Source organism: Hymenobacter cheonanensis (genome assembly GCF_030581075.1).
GTDB lineage: Bacteria > Bacteroidota > Bacteroidia > Cytophagales > Hymenobacteraceae > Hymenobacter.
Genome location: NZ_JAUQSW010000009.1, coordinates 187,285 through 205,804 on the forward strand (window position 1 = coordinate 187,285; position 18,520 = coordinate 205,804).

Below are 18,520 nucleotides of genomic sequence, written 5' to 3' on the forward strand. Positions count from 1 at the left end.
TCTTGGTAGAACGTCCACCGCAACGGCAATTAATCAACCTTTCTGCGCCCGCGCATCAGCGCCCAATACACCCCGCTAGCCACGAAAAAGCCCACGAACCACGCGTAGTTATACACCTCCAGCAGCCAGGGCCACACGCTGGCCTTATCGAGCACGCCAATGGCGGCCAGGAAGCCGGGCACGCAGGGCAAAATGCCCAGCACCAGGGCCACCATAGCTACTGGGTTGAAGCCCCGGCTATACGTGTACTGGCCTTCGGGCTGATACAAGTCGCTCAGGGCCAGCTCTTGGTGGCGCAGCAGGTAGTAGTCGGTGATGAGGATGCCGCCGATGGGGCCTAGCAGTGCCGAGTAGCCCACCAGCCAGGTAAAGATGAAGCCGCTGGGGTCGGCGATGAGCTTCCAGGGGAAGATGAGCAGGCCCACCACGCCGGTGAAATACCCACCCATCCGAAAGCTGATGCGCTGCGGCGCGAGGTTGGCAAAGTCGTTGGCGGGGCTCACGATGTTGGCCGCGATGTTGGTGGCCAGGGTGCTTAGGGCCACGGCCAGCATGGCCAGCGTCACGAGCCAGCGGCCCTCGAAGCGGCCAGCCAGCACAACCGGGTCCCAGATGGTGGTGCCGTAGATGAGGAGCGTAGCCGACGTAACGGCCACGCCCACAAAGGAGAAAAGGGTCATCGGGATGGGCAGGCCCAGTGCCTGGCCCACCTGCTGCGCCCGCTGGCTGGTGGCGTAGCGCGTAAAATCGGGAATATTGAGCGAGAGCGTGGCCCAGAAGCCGACCATGCCCGTGAGCGAGGGAAAGAAGAATTTCCAGAACCCGCCCGGCGTGGTGAAGTGCGCCGGCTGCGCCAGAATAGGCCCCAGCCCGTGGCCGGCCGAGATGGCCCACAGCAGCAGCGCCAGCGCCGCCGCCGGCAGGAAAAACGCCTTGAAAACGAGCAATTTGCGAATGCTATCAACGCCCAGATACACCACGTACATATTGAGCAGCCAGAACAGAAAGAACGTGATGGCCGGCCCGGTGGCTAGCCCCCAGCTGGCCGGAAACACGGCGGGCAGCGTGCCTAGCCCCGGCCACCAGCGCACGGCCGCCTGGTAGCAGGCCGAGCCGCCAATCCAGGTTTGAATGCCAAACCAGCCGCAGGCGATAACGGCCCGCAGCAGCGCCGGCACATTGGCCCCCAGCACTCCGAAGCTGGCCCGCGCAAACACCGGGAACGGGATGCCGTAGCGGGCACCCGCCCGGCCATTCAATAGCATGGGAATGAGCACAATGGCATTGCCCAGGAAGATGGTCAGCAGCGCCTGCCACCAGTTCATGCCGCCCTGGATGAGCGAGCTGGCCAGCATGTACGTGGGGATGCACAGGCTCATGCTAATCCAGAGCGCGGCGTAGTTCCAGGTGCCCCAGGTGCGGGCGGCGGGGCTGGTGGGTGCCAGGTCGTCGCTGGTGAGGCTAGCGGCGGGGGCGCGCTCTTCGGCCAGGGCGGGGTACGGAATTTCCATGCGCAAGGGCGCCCGGCGGGGATGCTACGCGCCGGGCCACCGCCGCAAGCTACTCGCACAACGGCACTTAGGCAAGCGGCGGCACTGGGCTAGAGCCTTTCCTCAAAAATGTCGGCCCAGTCGATGGCCAGCTCGGGCAGGCTGCTCGACGCCATCGGCCCGGCCTCGGCGTAGGTGCCGGTCAGCTCATACTGGCCGGCGGCCGACAGGGCGTAGGCCGTAATAATCTGCTCGCCGGGGTAGGCAATCCAGTATTCGCCCACCTCATTTTCGGCGTAGAGGTCGAACTTGGTGCGCGTGTCGAGCACCAGCGAGCTGGGCAACACGATTTCGACAATCCAGTCGGGGGCGCCCAGGCAGCCGCGCTTGTCAATCTTGCCTAGGTCGCAGATAACGCTGATATCGGGCTGCACCACGGTTTTTATCTGGGCGTCGCCATTGCCGGTACTGCGCAGCAGGCGCACGTCAAAGGGCGACGTGAACACCTGGCACTTTTGACGGCGCAAATGACTCCATATTATCCCATGCAGGTTAGAAACAAGCTGCTGATGCTCCGAAGTCGGAGCTGACATTTTGCGGAGAATCTTCCCTTTAATAAGCTCTACGTATTCACTAAAGCGCCAGCTCAGATAGTCGGCGTAGGTATAAAGCTGGTCCTGGTCGAGCTGCGAGATGTCGGTGATGGGGGCCATAAGCTGAAATATACGCTGGTTTTCCAGAACGTATGGTGGCTTTGCAGCACCCTTGGCTAGTTCTTGGTGCCGCACTCGGCGCAGAACTTCTGCTCGGGCTTCAGAGTGGTGCCGCAGCCGGTGCAGTGCCGCTCCTGGGTTTGGGCGGCGGGGTTAGCGGTGCCGCAGCCAGGGCAGAATTTCTGGTCGGCCGCGAGCTTGCCCTGGCAGTTGGGGCACTGCAAAAGCGCGTCTTTGCCGTAGAAATCGAGGTTGCTGGTGTAATCGGTGGCGCGGGTTTTGAGGCGAATCTGCTCGCGTGTGGCCTGGGCCTGCAGCGAGCGCATGGATTCCTGCTCGTCGGGGGCACAGGCTTCGCAGAGGCCGGCGGCGGCGTTCCAGCACACATCGGGGCACACCCAGTGGCCGCAGTGGGTGCACTGCTTGAAGCTTTGCTTGCCTTCTTGCACCGCTTTTTCGAGGGCCTCGTCGTGGGCTTTGCCGCCCACAGCTTGCTGAATCTGGTACGTGGCGCTTTGCACCCCGCTCAGGCCGCCCAAAAAGTTGCTCGCCGCGCTCAGCAGGCTGCCCGCAATGCCCAGCGCATTGGGCTGAAACCGCGACATGTAGCCGTTGTGGCACTGGTCGCAGTGAAACTTAAACTGGAAGCCTTTATCAGTGGATAGGTCGTCGTAATTGGCGACAAACTGAATCATATTACTCATGGCGCGGGCGTTGGGGTCGGTGGCGGCAAATGTAGGGCGCGTCCCTATTAAACAGAACAGTAGCCAGCCTATGCGTTGGCTAGCCAGTCCCTTCATCGCTGCGCTGGGCCGAGCCATTACAGCCTTCCGGGCTCTGGCCGCCGCTCGTTGCGGTCCGCGCTCAGGCTAGCCAGCTTTTCCCTGTCGCACGCTGGTCGGGCGCCCCGCTTTTACGGCCCGGTCGGGCCTGGCTGGCAGCTTTCTCGGCGGCTAGCCGTACAAGCAGCTTCATCTGTCATTCATTTAAGCTACCGGCCATGTTTTCTTCTTTCCTATCAGCTCATTCTAAAGCAATTGCGCTGCCGCGCGTGGTGGGCCCAGCAGCCCTAGCAGTAGGTTTGCTGGGCTTGCTGCCTGGCTGCTCCAAAGATGACAATACCGCGGCAGCTAGCCCTACTAAAATAACGGTGCCGCAGCGGGCGCTTTCGCCGGAAGGCATTCAGTATGATGAAGCCAACAAGCGCTTCATCGTGAGTTCGCGCACCCAGGGGCGCATCGGCACCGTGCGCGACGACAGCACCTATACCCAGCTGGCCGACGACCCCCGGTTGGTTTCGACCATCGGCCTGAACCTCGACGCCACCCGCCAGCGCCTGCTGGCCGCCGTGTCGGATGCCGGGGCCAACACCACCCGCTCTACGGCCACTACGCTGCGCAAGCTGGCCGCTCTCGCCATCTTCAACCCCAGCAGCGGCGCGCTGCTCAGCTACGTCGATTTAGGAGCGCTGCGGCCCGCGCTACCGCACTTCGCCAACGACATTGCCGTGGATGCGCAGGGCAATGCCTATATCACGGATAGCCTGTCGCCCATCATCTACAAGGTAGATGCGGCGGGCGTGGCCACAGTTTTTCTGGAAAACGCGCAGTTCAGCGGCGGCACTGCCTTTGGCCTCAATGGTATTGTGTATCACCCCGATGGCTATTTGCTGGTGGCCAAATCCACCGATGGCACGCTATACAAAGTACCCCTAGCCAACCCTACCGGCTTTACCACCGTGACCAGTACGCAGAGCCTGACAGGCGCCGACGGCCTGCTGCTGCTCGACAACAACACGTTGCTCGTAGTAGCCGGCAGCCAAAGCACCGTTTTCCGCATGGCCAGCACCGATGCCTGGGCCACCACCCGCGCCACCGGCAGCTTCGCCACGGGGGCCGTGAGCCCCACCACCATCACGCGCCGCAATAGCACGGAGGCGTTTGTGCTGTATCCTTACACGGCCACTTCGCCGCGGTTTGCGATTACGAAGGCGGTTTTTTAAACGGTAACCACGCCGCATGTCTGCGGATTATTTGCGGATTAAGCCAAAAAATCCCATTCTACCAGCAGAAAATTTTCAGGCTGCAAGCCCGCTGCTAGGCCGGCTTGCAGCCAGCGCGGCTGGGTAGCCTGCAACTTGTCTTTGCGATGGCGTTTGCACTCCGCAAAAATCAGCTTATCACCTTGCCAGCCAAGTACATCCCAGCAGCCGGCGAAGCTACCACCATTCGCCGCAGCCGCTTTCTGCAACACGGTCAGCATTTCTTCATCCGCGATAGCCTGATGCAGTTGGGTTTTACGCAGCTCTTTGGGTAAGCTGGGGTGCCAATCGACATAATGCTTTGGACTTTGGGTGGGTGCGCCGTAGGTTTCAATCCAGCGCGCCTCCCAGCCAGATAGCCTAAATAACTCGTATACAGCTAACTCTGCAAACATTGGCCTTCCGGCAAAATCAATTACCGGCTTACCACCAAAACTATCGGCAATAGGTTCGCCCGACCAGCGCCGCAGCTGTAATTCTACTTTTGGAACCACAACTATCTGTGTCTCACACACCAGCTGCTCACTCGCAGTTGGCCGTAGTAGACTTGGGTAAATCATTGTCGTTGCGTGGGCTAAGTGAAGCTAGATGCTTAATAACCCCTTGGCTAGCCCTCTGTCATTACCCAGGCGCGGCACTTTGTTCTGCCCGCCCAGCTTACCCACGCTTTTCATATAGCGCTGAAACGCGCCCGCCGGCAGCGGCGTGAGTTGCAGCGGCACCAGGATATTGCCCTGGCGCAGGTCGTCGTAGTAGGTATTGCGCTGGCGCAAAGCCCCATCGAGCGCGGCGGCGAAGCTCGCGGCATCGCGCGGGCGCTGGGCAAACTCAACCAGCCACTCGTGGCGCGAGGGCTGGCCAGGGTCGTCGCTCACCAACGGGGCAACGGTAAACTCGGTGACCTCCGCTTCGGGATGCTGGCGCACGGCCTCGCGCAGGGCGGCTTCCACTTCCTCGCCGATAACGTGCTCGCCGAAGGCCGAGAGAAAGTGCTTGATGCGGCCCGTAACCACCACGCGATGCGGGTGCAAATCGACAAAGCGCACGGTGTCGCCGAGCGAGTAGGCCCACAGGCCGGCATTGGAGGTGAGCACCACGGCATATTGCTGGCCCAGCTCCACGTCGGCAATGGTAAGGCGGGGCGGGTTTTCTTCGAAAAAGCGCTCGGCGGGCACAAACTCGAAGAAGATGCCGCTGGCCAGGCGCAGCAGCAGGCCGGGGTTGCCGGGCTGGTCCTGGAAAGCCAGAAAGCCTTCGGAAGCTGGAAACAGCTCGATGCTATCGACCGGCCGGCCGATGCTTTCGAGCAGGCGGGCGCGGTAGGGCCCCATGCTCACGCCACCCGATACGAAGAGGTTGAAATTGGGAAACACCTCCCCCACCGGCCGGCCGGTGCGGGCCACGAGGCGGTCGAAGTACATCTGCACCCAGGGCGGAATGCCGGAAATGAGCGTCATTTCTTGCCCTAGCGTTTCCCGCACAATGGCGTCGAGCTTGGTTTCCCAATCGTCGAGGCAGTTGGTGGCGTAGCTAGGCAGCTGATTTCTACGCAAATAAGCTGGCACGTGATGGTTAACGATACCCGAGAGCCGGCCGGTCGGGATGCCGCCCACGCGCTCCAGCTCGGGCGAGCCGGAAAGGAAAATCAGCTTGCCATCGAGAAAGCGGCTGCGGCCGGTGGCGGCCACGTAGTGCAGCAGCGCATCCTTGGCCCCGTTGATGTGGTTGCCGATGCTAGCCGAGGTAATCGGAATGTACTTGGCGCCGCTGGTGGTACCGCTGGTTTTGGCCAGGTACAGCGGCCGGCCGGGCCACAAAATATTGGGCTCACCGGCCTTTACGCGGTCGAAATACGGCTTGAGGGCCTCGTAGTCGCGGATGGGCACCCTAGCCGCAAAGTCGGCCGGCGTGCGCACCGCCGCCAGGTCGTGGGCGCGGCCAAAGGCCGTGCCGGCCGCCGTGCGCGCCAGCGCGCGCAGCAGGGCTAGCTGGGTGGCGGCAGGGCGTTGCTGCCACTGCCGGTAGCGGTGCACGGTATAAGCGGCCAGCGGGCGGCTCAAAGTAGCTTTTAGTCCCATCGAGGGCAAAAATAGCCCGCTGACAAGTGGCTAGGCAGCCCACGTACTGGGTAGCCGGCCGGGGTGGGCAGCAGGGTGGCCCTGGCCCGCCTTGCTCCTGAAAAAAACCTGGCTGGCATTCGAAATTTTTGTTTAGCTTTACCAACCTAAAAATTAAACAAAATCTTTCAGGCCCGACGGCCGTATGCAGTTCGCTGGCTGGGTAGCCAGCGGCTATTTTCTACTTTCTTTTTCGATTAATATGATTAACCAACGCGGTAAAGCTGTTTGGAACGGCGACATGAAGGGCCACGGCACCATCTCGACCCAGAGTGGCGTAGTGGAGGCCCAGTATTCGGTGGGCTCACGCTTTGAGGGCCAGAAGGGTACCAACCCCGAGGAGCTGATTGGCGCGGCCCACGCCGGCTGCTACACCATGTTCCTGACCAATGTGCTTGGCCAGCACGGCCACACGGTAGACACCATCACCACGACTTCGACCGTGACGCTCGACCCCACGCAGAGCCCGCCCAAAATCACCAAAATCCACGTGAGCACCGAGGGTAAAGTGACCGGCGGCAACATCACGCCCGAAGATTTCCAGAAGCACGCCGAGTTTGCCAAGGCCAACTGCCCGGTGTCGCAGGTGCTGAGCGCGGTACCCGAAATGACGCTGGAAGCCAGGCTTTCGTAAATTATGCGTTATGAATTATGAGTTATGAGTTGGCTCACAGTTGCTTAAGCAGCTGCCGAGTTAATTCATAACTCATAATTTTTAACTCATAATTAGCTTTGCCCCATGCCCACTGGTACCACCCGCATTCGCCTACGCCCTGCTAACTCGTCGCGCCTCTCTTTCGGGGTGCAGGTTTCGCTGGCCCTTTTTGCCATTGCCTACGCAGTTTTGATGCTGCGCAACTCGCCCGACACCCAGGATTTTTACTGGCTCAGCTACGTGTTTCTGGCCGGCTGCGTGGTGTACCTGGGCTTTATTCTGGTGCACAACGCGCCGGTTTTTGGCACCCAGAGCTACTTCGAGTTTGCGCCTGGCTACCTGGTGCATAAGGCGGGCCTGTTTCGGGCCAAGCAAGTATTTGCGGCCGAAAGCATGAGCATGCTGGAGCTGCTGCCCCGCCAGCTACGGGTGCGCCTCAAAGACGGCGACATTCATGTGCTGAATATGCGCGAGGTGAAGGGCACCCGCCGCCGCGCCGTGCTGCGCGGCCAGCTTGAGGGCTTTGCCAAACGCTACGGGGTGGAGCTGCGCGAAGACAGCGCCGCTAGCTAACCCAGCGCTAGCCCCGGCCCAACTTCGGGGGTTCCCTATCGTAGAGTAACTCCTTGTAAAGACGCCCGCCGGCGTCTTTACTTTTGTCCGATATCCGCCTCTTCAACCTCCCACACCCATGCCTCTCTCCCCCGACGTTCAGCAGCGCATCAACACCTGGCTCTCGCCCGCCTACGATGCTGATACCCAGGCCGAAATCAAACAGCTCGTTGACACGCACCAGGACGACCAGCTCAACGATGCTTTCTACCGCACCCTGGAGTTTGGCACCGGCGGCCTGCGCGGCATCATGGGCGCGGGCTCGAACCGCATGAACCGCTACACGCTGGGCATGGCCACGCAGGGCTTGTGCAATTACTTGAAAATCAGCTTTCCGAACCAGGAAATTAAAGTGGCGATTGCCCACGATTCGCGCAACAACTCGCGCTTGTTTGCCGAAACGGTGGCGAACATCTTTTCGGGCAACGGCATCACGGCGTATCTGTTTGAGAGCCTGCGGCCCACGCCCGAGCTTTCGTTTGCCATCCGGCACCTGGGCTGCCAGAGTGGCTGCGTTATCACGGCCTCGCACAACCCTAAGGAGTATAACGGCTACAAGGTGTACTGGAACGATGGCTCGCAGGTAGTGGCCCCGCACGACAAGAACATTATTACGGAGGTCAACAAAATCACGAGCCCCGAGGAGGTGAAGTTTGCCGGCGACCCTAGCCGCATCCACATCATCGGGCCGGAAGTGGACGCCGCTTACCTGGCCGAGGTCAAGAAGCTGAGCATCAACCCCGCCGCTATTCAGCAGCAGCACGATTTGGGCATCGTGTACACGCCCATCCACGGCTCGGGTATCAAGCTGGTACCGCCGGCGCTGGCTGAGTTTGGCTTTACCAACGTGAGTGTGGTGCAGGCCCAGGCCACGCCCGACGGCAACTTCCCCACCGTGCAGTCGCCCAACCCGGAGGAGAAATCGGCCATGCAGCTAGCCCTCGACCAAGCCAAGGCACAGAATGCCGACATTGTGCTGGCTACCGACCCCGACGCCGACCGTGTGGGCGTGGGCGTGAAAAACGACAAGGGCGAGTGGGTGCTGCTCAACGGCAACCAGACGGCCGCGCTGCTTACGCACTACATTCTCTCGGCCCGCCAGCAGGCCGGTAAGGCCCAGCCCAACGATTTCATCGTGTACACCATCGTGACGAGCGAAATCCTGGGCGACATCGCCAAGCACTACCAGGTAAAATCGTACCGCACGCTCACCGGCTTCAAATACATCGCGGGCCTCATCCGCGACCTGGCGGGTAAGGAGAACTACATCTGCGGCGGCGAGGAAAGCTACGGCTTCCTAATCGGCGACTTTGTGCGCGATAAAGATGCCGTAACGGCCTGCGCCCTCGTGGCCGAGATGGCCGCTGTGGCCAAGGGCCAGGGCCGCACCCTGTATCAGGAAATGCAGAAGATGTACGCTGAGTATGGCCTCTACGTCGAAGACCTTATTTCCTTGACCAAGAAGGGCCAGCGCGGTGCCGAGGAAATTCAGGAAATGATGGTGGAGCTGCGCCAGAACCCACCCAAGACCCTGGCTGGCTCGCCGGTAGTAGAAATTCGCGATTACCAGACCGGCCAGATTCACCACCTCACCTCGGGCCAGCAAGAAAGCACGGGCGTGGAGAGCTCCAACGTGCTGCAATTCCTCACGGCGGCCGGCGACAAAATTTCGGCCCGTCCCAGCGGTACCGAGCCCAAAATCAAGTTCTACTTCAGCGTAAAAGAGCCGCTAGCCTCGATAGCTGATTATGAGCCAGTGCACAAGAAAGCAGAGGCCAAGATTCAACGCATTATTGAAGAGATGCAGCTGAAATAGCGTCCGAGAAAACAGGCGTTAATAAAAACGTCCGTCATGCTGAACGCAGTGAAGCATCTCTACCGCACCGTCCAACGACACGGTAGAGCTGCTTCACTGCGTTCAGCATGACGGACGTTTTGGTTTCTCTCCGGGAAAAACAATGGCCGTTACGCCCGCTGCAACTGCAGCTGCTTTACTTGCTGCGTGAGGTCCATTACCATGCTAGCCAGGTGCTCCAGCGACACGCCGCCAATGGGAAAGGCGCTGCTGATGTAGCTCTTGGCTTCCCAGATTTCGAGCACGTCCTCGGCTTTTACATCGTAGGGCGAATAGAGCGGGTTATCAGATTGCAGGGCAAACATCGAGTTCTGTTTCAGCTTGTTATACACACGCTTGAAAACGATGCCGTCCTTCTGGCTCACCACAATGCAGGGCGTGCCATCCTTAATGCTGGCCCAGTCGTCGACGTAGCGGCCCACGATAGTGGTGCCGCTGGCCAGGGGCAGCATCGAGTCGCCGGCGATTTCGAAGGCACGGTAGGTGCCCGTGCTAGCCAGCATGGGCAACCGGAAGCGCGGCAGCTCTTCAATAAACTCGCGGTCGGCGTAGCCATTGAGGTAGCCGGCGGCAGCTTTCAGAGGCACCAGTTCAATGTTTTCCTTGTCGTCGGGGCCCACCGTGAAGGCTAGCACCCGCAGCGGCTTGTCTTCAGGCAGGGTGTCTACCAGCGGGCCGGCTTCGCGTAGGGCGGCGGCAGTTTTAGCGTTTTTGCGCTTCGTAAAGTCGGTGGTTGCTAGCGAGTCGAGCGGAATATTGAAGAGCCGGGCCATGTTGACAAGCGTAGCCAGGCGGGGCTCGGCACGGCCTTCTTCATAAGCCCCCACCAGTGAGCGCTTAATATTCAGTTTATCAGCCAGCTGTGCTTGCGTAAGTCCCAGCTCGCGGCGCCAGAACTTGAGGTTGGTATTAATCATAACGGTAGGAAAGACAAGGGGATGAAAAACCCAACGCGGAGGGCACGCGACGCACAAAATCGGCAACACCGGCTGCAAGTTACTAATTCCATTAGACTTGCCAACGCTAACGGGGTGGGAATTGTTGGGGGAAATGAAATTTTGAGTAACCAGACGCAAAAACAGCCGCCCTGGCTAGGGGCGGCTGTTTTTATAAATTCCTTGAAAGGACTTACAAATTCAGGCTGGGCTTGGGTGAGTCGGCCCACCACTCATCGTTTTCCCAATAATTACGCCAGCCTTGCTTAACATATTTTGGGTTTACCTGCGCGCCGCGGTCGCCGATGCCAAAATCAGCGATAAGACTTGGGGAAAGTAAAAAGATGTCGCGGCTAAGCAGAAATGGTTTCGCCGGCTTACCGGGCACATCTTGCCAATTTCCTTTTACCACCAGCGCACTGCCTTTGGTTGGGCTTTTTTCCAGAATCTGGCCTTCGGCTGGCGCATTCATAAAGCCGATTTTTCCTTTGTCATTCAACCAAAAGTCCAGCAGCATCCGCCCGGCAAGTAGGTAGGATGATGGCGCGGCGCCGGTAAATTCAAATGAGGAGCTGGCTGAATAGGCACGTGCGTTAGCGATGTAACCGCCGGCTTCGTTGGTGCTATCTGCCACGTAAGCCAAGTCATCATCGCCTTGCGAAAGCAACATTCCTTGCTCATAATAATCAGTTAGTTGTGCTACCTGAATTAGCCCAACAAAGCTACTTACTTGCTTTTTGTAGCGCGCCTTGCCAGCTACGTGAAAAAGGCCCGGCTTAAGGCTATCGCGTGCGGCCTGCAAAATGACTAGCGACAGCCGCTGCGGGTCGCGGCCGAAGAAGCCGTCTAGCACCCCAGCCTTCTTCCACAAGCTACTTAAATCGACGCGCCGCAGGGTGGCCTGCATCTCTGGCGTCAGCGAATCGGCGAGTGTGGCTAGTGTTGGCTGGGTGGCGGCAAGCGGGTTAGCCGGCTGGGCAATGGCCGACGGCTCTTTGGGAGGAACCGTTGCGGCGGTGGTTTGAGCGGCTTGCGGCTGGCAGGCGACGCCGGCACAAGCCAGCGCGAAGAGCATAAGCTGTTTTCTCATAGCTCACAGGGCCAGGCCAGGCTTGGGCGATTTGGCCCACCACTCGTCGTTTTCCCAGGCCTCGTTCCAGCCTAGCTTGGCCAGATTAGGGTTGACTTCCTCGCTGCGGTCGCCCAGGCCCAGGCTCTTAAGTGCCTGGGGCACTACGGCTCCGTAATAATTGGCGAAGGCTACGGAGTGGCGCTGGCCGGTTTTGTTGCTGACCTGCGTGCCGCGAAAGAGCAAGCCGCAGCCTTTGGTGGGGTTTTCATTATCCGGACCAACTAACTGGATTGCGTGGTCGAGGTGCCCCTGCGCATCGAGGCTAAAGTCCAGCAGGGCCTGGCCAGCGTAGCGGCCCGCACCTTTGGTAGCGGGGTCTTCGGCAAACTCAAACCGGCCGGCCGCCGTGAAGGCCCGCCCGGTCGAATCCAAATCCGCAAACATCGCCTTGGTAAAAGGCCGCACCGATTGCACCGTAATGGTACCCACAAAGGGCGTAATTACCCGCTTATAACGGTCGAGGCCCTCAACATGAAATACATTGGGCTGCCGGGCATCGCGCCGCACGCTGCTGAAGTAGAAGGAGATACGGTAATAAGCAGGGCCGTAAAATCCTTCCAGGGTTGGATGGGTTTTCATCATCTCCGTCTGGTTGGCCCACAGGGGCGATAAGTCGTATCGGCGCAGCATTGCCAACGCATTGGGTGTGAGCGCGCTATCCGAGCTAATGGCAGCGGCGGCCACGGCCGGCGGCGACTGGCTGCCGCTGCCCGGAGCAGCTTTTGCGGCTATTTTCTGCGTCTCTCCCGAGCCAGACTTACACGCCGTACTCAGCGCCAGCCCGGCCATTAACAACTTTTTCATGCCGCCAAATTAGGTCGTAACCTCCTCATTATTTCCCGCAGAAAATACCGGCCCAGGCCCAGCTCCAGCAGCACTTCGGCCAGAATCAGGTTGCCCACCCACGAAAGCCAGGTCACTGTCAGGTACGTCTCTATCGGCTTGGTATGGAAGGCGTAGTACATAAGATAACTCTCGCCGCGCAGGGCCAGCGCGGCCAGCGTCACGGCATAGGAGCGCACCTGCCACTCTACGTGCCGGGGCCACTGCCGGCGGCGGGCGGCGCGGTAGGCCGCCCAGGTGGCCAGCCACCACACCAGGCATTGCAGCGAGAAGCCCACCTGCGCCACCAGCCCGCCATTGGCAAAGCGCGCCAGCACGAGGCCCGAGGGCGCGGCCAGCCCCAGAATGCCACCCACGTAGCCGTAGCCCAGCCGGCGGTGCAGGCGCGGCCCCCGGCTGGCTACTCCCGGCAGCCATTGCAGCAGGCCCAGCACCAGCACCCCCAGGCTCGTGGTAATGTGCACGTAGAATCCCAGCCGAAACCACGGGTTGTCGTTGGTTTCGTCGCTTTTGGTGGTGAGGAAGCTGATGCCCTTCTCGAAGGAGTAGTAGGGCAGCGTTTTGGTGAGCATCAGGGCCGCGAAGGCAGCGATGAGCAGGGCGGCGAGGGCTAGCAGAAATTTGCGCAGCATAGCCACAAAGTTTGGCGCAATATTGCGCTAAACTCGCGCTACCTCACCCAGTAAAGCACGGCATATCTTGAAGCAACTCCTACGCTACGGCTTCTTTTTGGGCACCCTGTTCAGTGGCTGCACCGTTTATAATGCGGCTACTACCCCTTCCAGCTACCAGCCCGGGCTTTACAGCGCCACTACCGGCCAGCGCTTGCTGAGCGACAGCTTGCCGGCTTCTTCCGTGCAATGGCCGGATTACCGGGTTCTTCGGTTTGAGCATAAAGCCTGCACCGACACGTTCCGCTTACCCGAACTGCATGAGCCTTTCCGTAGCATGAAAAGCCCTTATCCGCCCGGGGCCGTGTGGGTTGACAATGCGAACGCTTGGCTTGACGAGGCCGAAATCTCCAACCAGGAGTGGCGGCAATACGAGCTGCAGCAAGTAAAAGCCGGGGTGCCCGCCGCCGCGCTAGCCCCCAGCGCGGCGGCGCAGCCCGTGCCGGACTACTATACCAACCGTTTCTATACCTATTACCCGGTGGTAGGAATCAGCTATGAGCAAGCGCAGGCTTTTTGTAAATGGCGCAGCCAGGTGGTCACTGCGTTGCTCAACCAACGAAACCACGTAGCCCTGGCCGACTCGCTCAACCCGGCTTATGTGCGCTGCCGCTACCGGCTCCCGACGGAGCGGGAATGGGAAGCCGCCGCTGCGCTGCAAAGCAAGCTGCCTTTCGGCACGGCCTGCCCCACCCTGCCGGTGCAGCTGGTGCCAGCTGCCGCCGCTTACCTGCGCCAAAGGTCGGGCAGCACCAAGCCGGTAGCCGAAATTCAGGCGGATATTATTGCCTATAATAAAACCCGTCCTACGCTGGCTGTTATTACTTGTGCCCGGGAGGCGCCTTACTTTCTGCGCAGCCAAACCCCGGGCTACGTTTACCAGCGGCCGGTAAATTATTATGGGCTTTATCAGCTGCTAGGCAACGCGGCCGAGCTTGTGCAGGAAAAAGGCGTTACCAAGGGCGGCAGCTACCGCGACGCGCTGAGCGACTGCCGCATTGCCGCGCGCGGCACTTATGCGGGCCCGGCTCCCCACATTGGGTTCCGGGCGGCGGCCACGGTAAGCAGGCCCACCCCCTGACTACCGCCCGCGCTGCGCTTTAATGCTTGCCAGCCGCAGCTGGAAGTAGTCGTACTTCTCGCGCAGGTGGTCGAAGAGGTCGCGCAGGGCGGGCGCGCCCCCTAGCTGGGCGCGGGCGGCGGCAATTTCGGCCAGCTGCGAATCGGAGAGAAATTCGTGCAGGCGCAGGTCGAGGCCCTTGGCGTAGGCGCGCTCGAGGTGGGCGCGCACGGTGCCCACCACCAGGCCGCGCTGCTCGGCAATCTGCTCGGGGCTGAGGCCCTGGCGGTGCAGTTGAAAAGTAGTATCCTCGGTGCCGTTTACGGCGCCGTCGGCGGCCTTGGGGGTCGCCGAGCGGGGCGCGGGCACGTACTCGTCCTCGTTGAAAGGCGGCACATTTAGCGAGTCGTCCGTGGCTTCAGGCACGGGCCTAGCGGGGCCGTGCTGCAAAATGGCTTCGATAAACGCCTCGCCGTAGGTTTCAAATTTCTTCATGCCCACGCCCGACACCGAGAGCATGGCGATGCGGCTGGTGGGCTGCTCGCGGGCCATTTCCTGGAGTGTGGTATCGGTAAAGACCACGTAGGGCGGCACACCCTGCTCGTCGGCAATGCGCTTGCGGAGCTGGCGCAGGCGCTCGAAGAGCCTGGCCTCGGGCGTGCCGGCGCCAGCCACGGCGGCTTCGGCAGCGGCTTTTTTGCTGGCGCGGGTTTGCTTCTCGGCCTTTTCGGCCACCTGGAATTTCTTGAGCGATACCGGCAGCTGGCCCTTGAGCACCTGCTGGCCGCGCTCGGTTATTTTCAGGGCGTAGCCTTCCTCGTAGGCGATGTAGAACAGGCCGTCGTTCAGCATCTGGTGGATGTAGCTGTACCAATCGAGGTAGGGCAAATCCTGGCCCGCGCCGTAGGTTTTGAGCTGGTCGTAGCCGCCTTGCAGCACGGCCTGGTTGCGCATACCGCGCAGAATATCAATGAGTAAATTTATCGCCACGCGCTGCTGGGCGCGGGCGCTGCCCGAGAGCGCCTTCTGGGCCAGCAGCGTACCATCGAAGGTAGTGGGCGGGTTGCGGCAGATGTCGCAGTTGCCGCAGTCGTGGCCCAGGTCTTCACTAAAATAGTGCAGCAAAATGCGGCGGCGGCAGCTGGCGGCCTCGGCAAACTGCTGCATGCGTTCGAGCTTGGCGGTGTTGAGCTGGGCCTGGCGCTGGGGCACGTCCTTGGTCACCATCTCGCGCATCGACATCACATCGGCGAAGCTGTAAAACAGCATGGCCGTGGCGGGGCTACCATCGCGGCCGGCGCGGCCGATTTCCTGGTAGTAGCCTTCGATGTTTTTGGGCAGGTTGTAGTGCATCACCCAGCGCACGTTGCTCTTGTCGATGCCCATGCCGAAGGCGATGGTAGCTACGATAACCTGCAAGTCATCCTGCAAGAATTTCTCCTGGGCGTCGGCGCGCTGGTTGGGCGTCATGCCGGCGTGGTAGTAGCCGGCCTTAATGCCCTTCTGCTGAAGCTTTTGGGCCACCGTCTCGCAAGTTTTACGCGAGAGGCAGTAGATGATGCCCGCGTCGCCGGGGTGGCGGGCAATGAAGTCGAGCATCTGCCCTAGCCGGTCCTGGCCGGGGCGCACCACCAAATTGATATTGGGCCGGTCGAAGCTGGAAAGGAACACCTGCGGCTCGTGCAGGTTGAGCTGGGTCTTGATGTCGCGCTGCGTGAGGCGGTCGGCCGTAGCCGTAAGCGCGATGATGGGCGTGCTCGGAAAGTGCTGCCGCAAGGCGCCTAGCTGGGTGTACTCAGGCCGGAAATCGTGGCCCCAGCTCGAAATACAGTGCGCCTCATCAATGGCAAACATGCTGACGTTGACCCTGGTGAGAAACTGCATGAAGCCGTCGCTCAGCAGCTTTTCGGGGCTCACGTAGAGCAGCTTGAGGTGCCCGCTGAGGGCGGCCCGCGTGATGTCGGTGGCCTCGCTCTGGCCCACGCTGCTGTTGATGTACGCGGCCACGATGCCGTTGGCTTTCAGGGCCTCCACCTGGTCTTTCATGAGGGCGATGAGCGGCGACACCACCACGCACACGCCCTCGCTCACCACGGCCGGAATCTGAAAGCAGACCGACTTGCCGCCGCCCGTGGGCATGAGCACCACCGTGTCCTGGCCGCCCAGAATGCTCTGGATAATATCGCCCTGCATGGGCCGAAAATTATCGTAGCCATAGTAGCGCTTAAGCGCCTGGCGGGCGGCGGTGAGGGAAACGGTGGAGGCGGTGGTGAGGGCGGACATATCGTTTGGGCGGGGTACCTCACCCCCCGGCCCCCTCTCCGCAGGAGAGGGGGAGCCTGACGACTCTGGGGCGGGCGGGCTTTGGCAATTTAAGTACTCTTGTATCGTAATTAGCACCTGTGGGAGGTGGTGCAGGACTTGGTGGTTGGTGAAACGCAATTCGCGGTAGCCTAATTCCTTCAGCACGTGGGTGCGGCCCCGGTCATATTCAGCTTGCGAATCTTCGTAGTGTACCTCACCGTCTAGCTCGATGGTGAGGGAAGATTTTATACAAATAAAATCTACGATGTAGGAACCAATAGCGTGCTGGCGGCGAAAGCGAACGCCTAGCCGGGAATTGCGCAAGGCTTGCCACAGGCAGACTTCGGCTTTGGTAGCATTGTGCCGGTTATGACGGGCATATTCCTTTAGATTCTTACGCCAGGGCTGGCCTTCCGCCGTGAAGACGTAGGTAGCTACTTCGCCAGGGCTGGGAATTGACGCTGGCTCCTGCATAAGTAGCAAGATAAAACCCAGTCCGGGAAAAGTGGCGGGCTCGCCCGGCGCTCACCTCACCCCCCGGCCCCCTCTCCTGCGGAGAGGGGAGCCACGGCATTGGTATGCGGTTGCTGTACAACCAAAAAGAGGCTTTCAGCAAATGCTGAAAGCCTCTTTTATTTTTTACTACGCTATTTGTCATTAGGCTCCCCCTCTCCGCAGGAGAGGGGGCCGGGGGGTGAGGTAAGCACCAGGTGAACCTGCTTACTTCAGCGCGCTTTTCAGCTCGCCGCTTGCCAGGGCCTGGGCCTGCTTGGCCTCGGGCACCACGGCGGCCATGCCGAAGAACTCGTGGGTTACGCCGTCGTAGTTCTGGTATTTTACGGTCACGCCGGCCTTCTGGAGGTTATCGGCCAGCATCTTACCCTCGCTCATCAGCGGGTCGTACTGGTCGGTGATGAGGGTAGTGGGCGGCAGGCCCTTCAGGTTGGCGTGCACGAGGTCAATCAGCGGGCTCTTGCCATCGGCGGGGGTGCGCAGATAGTATTTGAAGAACCACGCCATCAGGTCTTTGTTGAGCGGCTTGGTCTGGGTATTGGCCAGGTACGAAGGCGTGTTCAGGTCGTAGCCCGCAATGGGGTACACGAGCAGCTGGTGTTTGGGCATTTGCACCTTTTTGTCGCGGGCCATCATGCTCACGGCGCAGGCCAGGTTGCCGCCGGCGCTCTCGCCGGCCACGGCTACGCGAGCGGGGTCGCCCTTGAAACTAGCAGCGTTTTTGAGCGTCCACTGGTAAGCAGCGAAGCTGTCGTTGTGGGCGGTCGGAAATTTATGCTCCGGCCCCTGGCGATAAGCTACCGACACGATAATAGCACCCGTTTGTTCAACTAGGGCGCGCACCGATGGGTCGTAGGTGTCGAGGTTAGCAATAACCCAGCCGCCACCATGGTAATACACGATAACCGGCAGCGTGCCCGTAGCGCCCTTGGGCGTGTAGATGCGCACCTTCACGCCGGGCATCAGCACGCGGCTCATCGTATCGGCGGTGGCGGGCGGCGTGGGGATATTGAATTTCTGCATCACGGCCATTGTGGCATCGGTGGCGCTAGGGGCCTTGCGGGCTTCCTGTGGCGTCATTTTAGCCATTGGCGTGGGGCCGCTCATAGCCGTGAGCTGCTCGATAACGGTCTGCATCTCGGGGTGCAGGTCGGGGCCCCAGGCGGGCTTGGCGCCGCTGGGCTTCACGGCCATTGCCCGGCCAGCAGCCGAGCTGTCGGCAGCGGGCTTGGTGGCGGTAGCCGTCGAGTCGTTGGCCGCAGCAGAAGTAGTGGTTTCGGTGGTTTGGCTGCTGCTGCACGAAGCGAGCAGGGCTAGGGCGGCGGCCGGGGCGGCCCAGCGGGCGGCGGCGTTTGTCCAGGTAAGGCGCATGGTAAATGAGAAAGTAGTGACTAATTGAGCTGTCCCTTACGGCCCGCAGCCGCTAATGGATACGAAAAACAGCTGAAAGCAAGCAAATTACTCGCCTGCTTTCAGCTGCTTTTTAGTTGGTAACGCCTTGGCTTACCTACACGGAGTCAACGCCTAAGCCACGCCGTACTCCGGTGCAGCCGGTGCCCGCCGCGAGCCGCGATACAGC

The 18,520-nt window shown here is 60.6% G+C and carries 16 protein-coding genes and 1 pseudogene; 5 read left to right on the forward strand and 12 right to left on the reverse strand.

Annotation, left to right across the window (positions count from 1 at the left end; all coding sequences use genetic code 11):
• Positions 1 to 29: 29 nt before the first annotated feature.
• The 3 genes from Q5H89_RS17150 to Q5H89_RS17160 form a co-directional block, all read right to left on the reverse strand.
• A complete protein-coding gene (locus Q5H89_RS17150; protein WP_305020566.1) occupies positions 30 to 1,511 on the reverse strand; it encodes an NCS1 family nucleobase:cation symporter-1 in 1,482 nt (493 codons plus the stop codon).
• 89 nt (positions 1,512 to 1,600) lie between these two features.
• Positions 1,601 to 2,203, reverse strand: coding sequence for a Uma2 family endonuclease (locus Q5H89_RS17155; protein WP_305020567.1), 603 nt, complete (start codon positions 2,201 to 2,203; stop codon positions 1,601 to 1,603).
• Between the two features lie 56 nt (positions 2,204 to 2,259).
• Positions 2,260 to 2,907 carry a zinc ribbon domain-containing protein gene (locus tag Q5H89_RS17160; RefSeq protein WP_305020568.1) on the reverse strand — a complete coding sequence of 216 codons (648 nt, stop codon included), beginning with the start codon at positions 2,905 to 2,907 and terminating at the stop codon, positions 2,260 to 2,262.
• Between the two features lie 296 nt (positions 2,908 to 3,203).
• On the opposite strand from Q5H89_RS17160, the gene Q5H89_RS17165 reads away from it, so the two are divergent.
• Positions 3,204 to 4,205 (forward strand): SMP-30/gluconolactonase/LRE family protein, encoded by a 1,002-nt coding sequence (locus tag Q5H89_RS17165; protein WP_305020569.1) that lies wholly within the window; start codon positions 3,204 to 3,206, stop codon positions 4,203 to 4,205.
• Between the two features lie 38 nt (positions 4,206 to 4,243).
• Here Q5H89_RS17165 and Q5H89_RS17170 read toward each other — a convergent pair whose 3' ends face one another.
• Both Q5H89_RS17170 and Q5H89_RS17175 read right to left on the reverse strand, forming a co-directional pair.
• Positions 4,244 to 4,738, reverse strand: a complete 495-nt coding sequence (locus tag Q5H89_RS17170) for a hypothetical protein (protein ID WP_305020570.1) — start codon at positions 4,736 to 4,738, stop codon at positions 4,244 to 4,246.
• Positions 4,739 to 4,828: 90 nt separating this feature from the next.
• Positions 4,829 to 6,322 (reverse strand): GH3 auxin-responsive promoter family protein, encoded by a 1,494-nt coding sequence (locus Q5H89_RS17175; protein ID WP_305020571.1) that lies wholly within the window; start codon positions 6,320 to 6,322, stop codon positions 4,829 to 4,831.
• A 241-nt stretch (positions 6,323 to 6,563) separates the two neighbouring features.
• On the opposite strand from Q5H89_RS17175, the gene Q5H89_RS17180 reads away from it, so the two are divergent.
• From Q5H89_RS17180 to Q5H89_RS17190, 3 genes are all read left to right on the forward strand, one after another.
• Positions 6,564 to 6,995 (forward strand): OsmC family peroxiredoxin, encoded by a 432-nt coding sequence (locus Q5H89_RS17180; protein WP_305020572.1) that lies wholly within the window; start codon positions 6,564 to 6,566, stop codon positions 6,993 to 6,995.
• 105 nt (positions 6,996 to 7,100) lie between these two features.
• Entirely contained in the window at positions 7,101 to 7,589 is a 489-nt protein-coding gene (locus tag Q5H89_RS17185; RefSeq protein WP_305020573.1) for a hypothetical protein, read from the forward strand.
• A gap of 118 nt (positions 7,590 to 7,707) precedes the next feature.
• Positions 7,708 to 9,444, forward strand: a complete 1,737-nt coding sequence (locus Q5H89_RS17190) for a phospho-sugar mutase (protein ID WP_305020574.1) — start codon at positions 7,708 to 7,710, stop codon at positions 9,442 to 9,444.
• Between the two features lie 149 nt (positions 9,445 to 9,593).
• On the opposite strand, the gene Q5H89_RS17195 is transcribed toward Q5H89_RS17190, so the two are convergent.
• The 4 genes from Q5H89_RS17195 to Q5H89_RS17210 all read right to left on the reverse strand — a co-directional run bounded on the left by Q5H89_RS17195 (position 9,594) and on the right by Q5H89_RS17210 (position 13,025).
• Entirely contained in the window at positions 9,594 to 10,400 is an 807-nt protein-coding gene (locus Q5H89_RS17195) for an XRE family transcriptional regulator (protein WP_305020575.1), read from the reverse strand.
• A gap of 211 nt (positions 10,401 to 10,611) precedes the next feature.
• Entirely contained in the window at positions 10,612 to 11,493 is an 882-nt protein-coding gene (locus tag Q5H89_RS17200) for a hypothetical protein (protein ID WP_305020576.1), read from the reverse strand.
• A gap of 18 nt (positions 11,494 to 11,511) precedes the next feature.
• On the reverse strand, positions 11,512 to 12,354 hold the full coding sequence (locus Q5H89_RS17205) for a hypothetical protein (protein ID WP_305020577.1): 843 nt from the start codon (positions 12,352 to 12,354) through the stop codon (positions 11,512 to 11,514).
• Positions 12,351 to 13,025, reverse strand: coding sequence for a DUF2306 domain-containing protein (locus Q5H89_RS17210; protein ID WP_305020578.1), 675 nt, complete (start codon positions 13,023 to 13,025; stop codon positions 12,351 to 12,353). Before Q5H89_RS17210 ends, Q5H89_RS17205 begins: the two co-directional genes overlap by 4 nt.
• Before the next feature lie 316 nt (positions 13,026 to 13,341).
• On the opposite strand from Q5H89_RS17210, the gene Q5H89_RS17215 reads away from it, so the two are divergent.
• Positions 13,342 to 14,145: a formylglycine-generating enzyme family protein gene (locus Q5H89_RS17215; RefSeq protein ID WP_305020579.1), complete on the forward strand. Its 804-nt coding sequence runs from the start codon at positions 13,342 to 13,344 to the stop codon at positions 14,143 to 14,145.
• On the opposite strand, the gene recQ is transcribed toward Q5H89_RS17215, so the two are convergent.
• The 3 genes and pseudogenes from recQ to Q5H89_RS17225 all read right to left on the reverse strand — a co-directional run bounded on the left by recQ (position 14,146) and on the right by Q5H89_RS17225 (position 18,312).
• On the reverse strand, positions 14,146 to 16,407 hold the full coding sequence (gene recQ, locus Q5H89_RS17220) for a DNA helicase RecQ (RefSeq protein WP_305020580.1): 2,262 nt from the start codon (positions 16,405 to 16,407) through the stop codon (positions 14,146 to 14,148).
• 102 nt (positions 16,408 to 16,509) lie between these two features.
• Positions 16,510 to 16,902 (reverse strand): annotated as a pseudogene (locus Q5H89_RS23305) (endonuclease domain-containing protein); the annotation flags it as partial.
• A 246-nt stretch (positions 16,903 to 17,148) separates the two neighbouring features.
• Positions 17,149 to 18,312 carry an alpha/beta hydrolase gene (locus Q5H89_RS17225; RefSeq protein WP_305020581.1) on the reverse strand — a complete coding sequence of 388 codons (1,164 nt, stop codon included), beginning with the start codon at positions 18,310 to 18,312 and terminating at the stop codon, positions 17,149 to 17,151.
• Between the last annotated feature and the right edge of the window lie 208 nt (positions 18,313 to 18,520).

Coding starts and splice junctions, on each gene's coding strand:
- Q5H89_RS17150 (WP_305020566.1), bottom strand. CDS start 1,511: ATGGAAATTCCGTACCCCGCCCTGGCCGAAGAGCGCGCCCCCGCCGCT.
- Q5H89_RS17155 (WP_305020567.1), bottom strand. CDS start 2,203: ATGGCCCCCATCACCGACATCTCGCAGCTCGACCAGGACCAGCTTTAT.
- Q5H89_RS17160 (WP_305020568.1), bottom strand. CDS start 2,907: ATGAGTAATATGATTCAGTTTGTCGCCAATTACGACGACCTATCCACT.
- Q5H89_RS17165 (WP_305020569.1), top strand. CDS start 3,204: ATGTTTTCTTCTTTCCTATCAGCTCATTCTAAAGCAATTGCGCTGCCG.
- Q5H89_RS17175 (WP_305020571.1), bottom strand. CDS start 6,322: ATGGGACTAAAAGCTACTTTGAGCCGCCCGCTGGCCGCTTATACCGTG.
- Q5H89_RS17180 (WP_305020572.1), top strand. CDS start 6,564: ATGATTAACCAACGCGGTAAAGCTGTTTGGAACGGCGACATGAAGGGC.
- Q5H89_RS17185 (WP_305020573.1), top strand. CDS start 7,101: ATGCCCACTGGTACCACCCGCATTCGCCTACGCCCTGCTAACTCGTCG.
- Q5H89_RS17190 (WP_305020574.1), top strand. CDS start 7,708: ATGCCTCTCTCCCCCGACGTTCAGCAGCGCATCAACACCTGGCTCTCG.
- Q5H89_RS17195 (WP_305020575.1), bottom strand. CDS start 10,400: ATGATTAATACCAACCTCAAGTTCTGGCGCCGCGAGCTGGGACTTACG.
- Q5H89_RS17200 (WP_305020576.1), bottom strand. CDS start 11,493: ATGCTCTTCGCGCTGGCTTGTGCCGGCGTCGCCTGCCAGCCGCAAGCC.
- Q5H89_RS17205 (WP_305020577.1), bottom strand. CDS start 12,354: ATGAAAAAGTTGTTAATGGCCGGGCTGGCGCTGAGTACGGCGTGTAAG.
- Q5H89_RS17210 (WP_305020578.1), bottom strand. CDS start 13,025: ATGCTGCGCAAATTTCTGCTAGCCCTCGCCGCCCTGCTCATCGCTGCC.
- Q5H89_RS17215 (WP_305020579.1), top strand. CDS start 13,342: ATGAAAAGCCCTTATCCGCCCGGGGCCGTGTGGGTTGACAATGCGAAC.
- recQ (WP_305020580.1), bottom strand. CDS start 16,407: ATGTCCGCCCTCACCACCGCCTCCACCGTTTCCCTCACCGCCGCCCGC.
- Q5H89_RS17225 (WP_305020581.1), bottom strand. CDS start 18,312: ATGCGCCTTACCTGGACAAACGCCGCCGCCCGCTGGGCCGCCCCGGCC.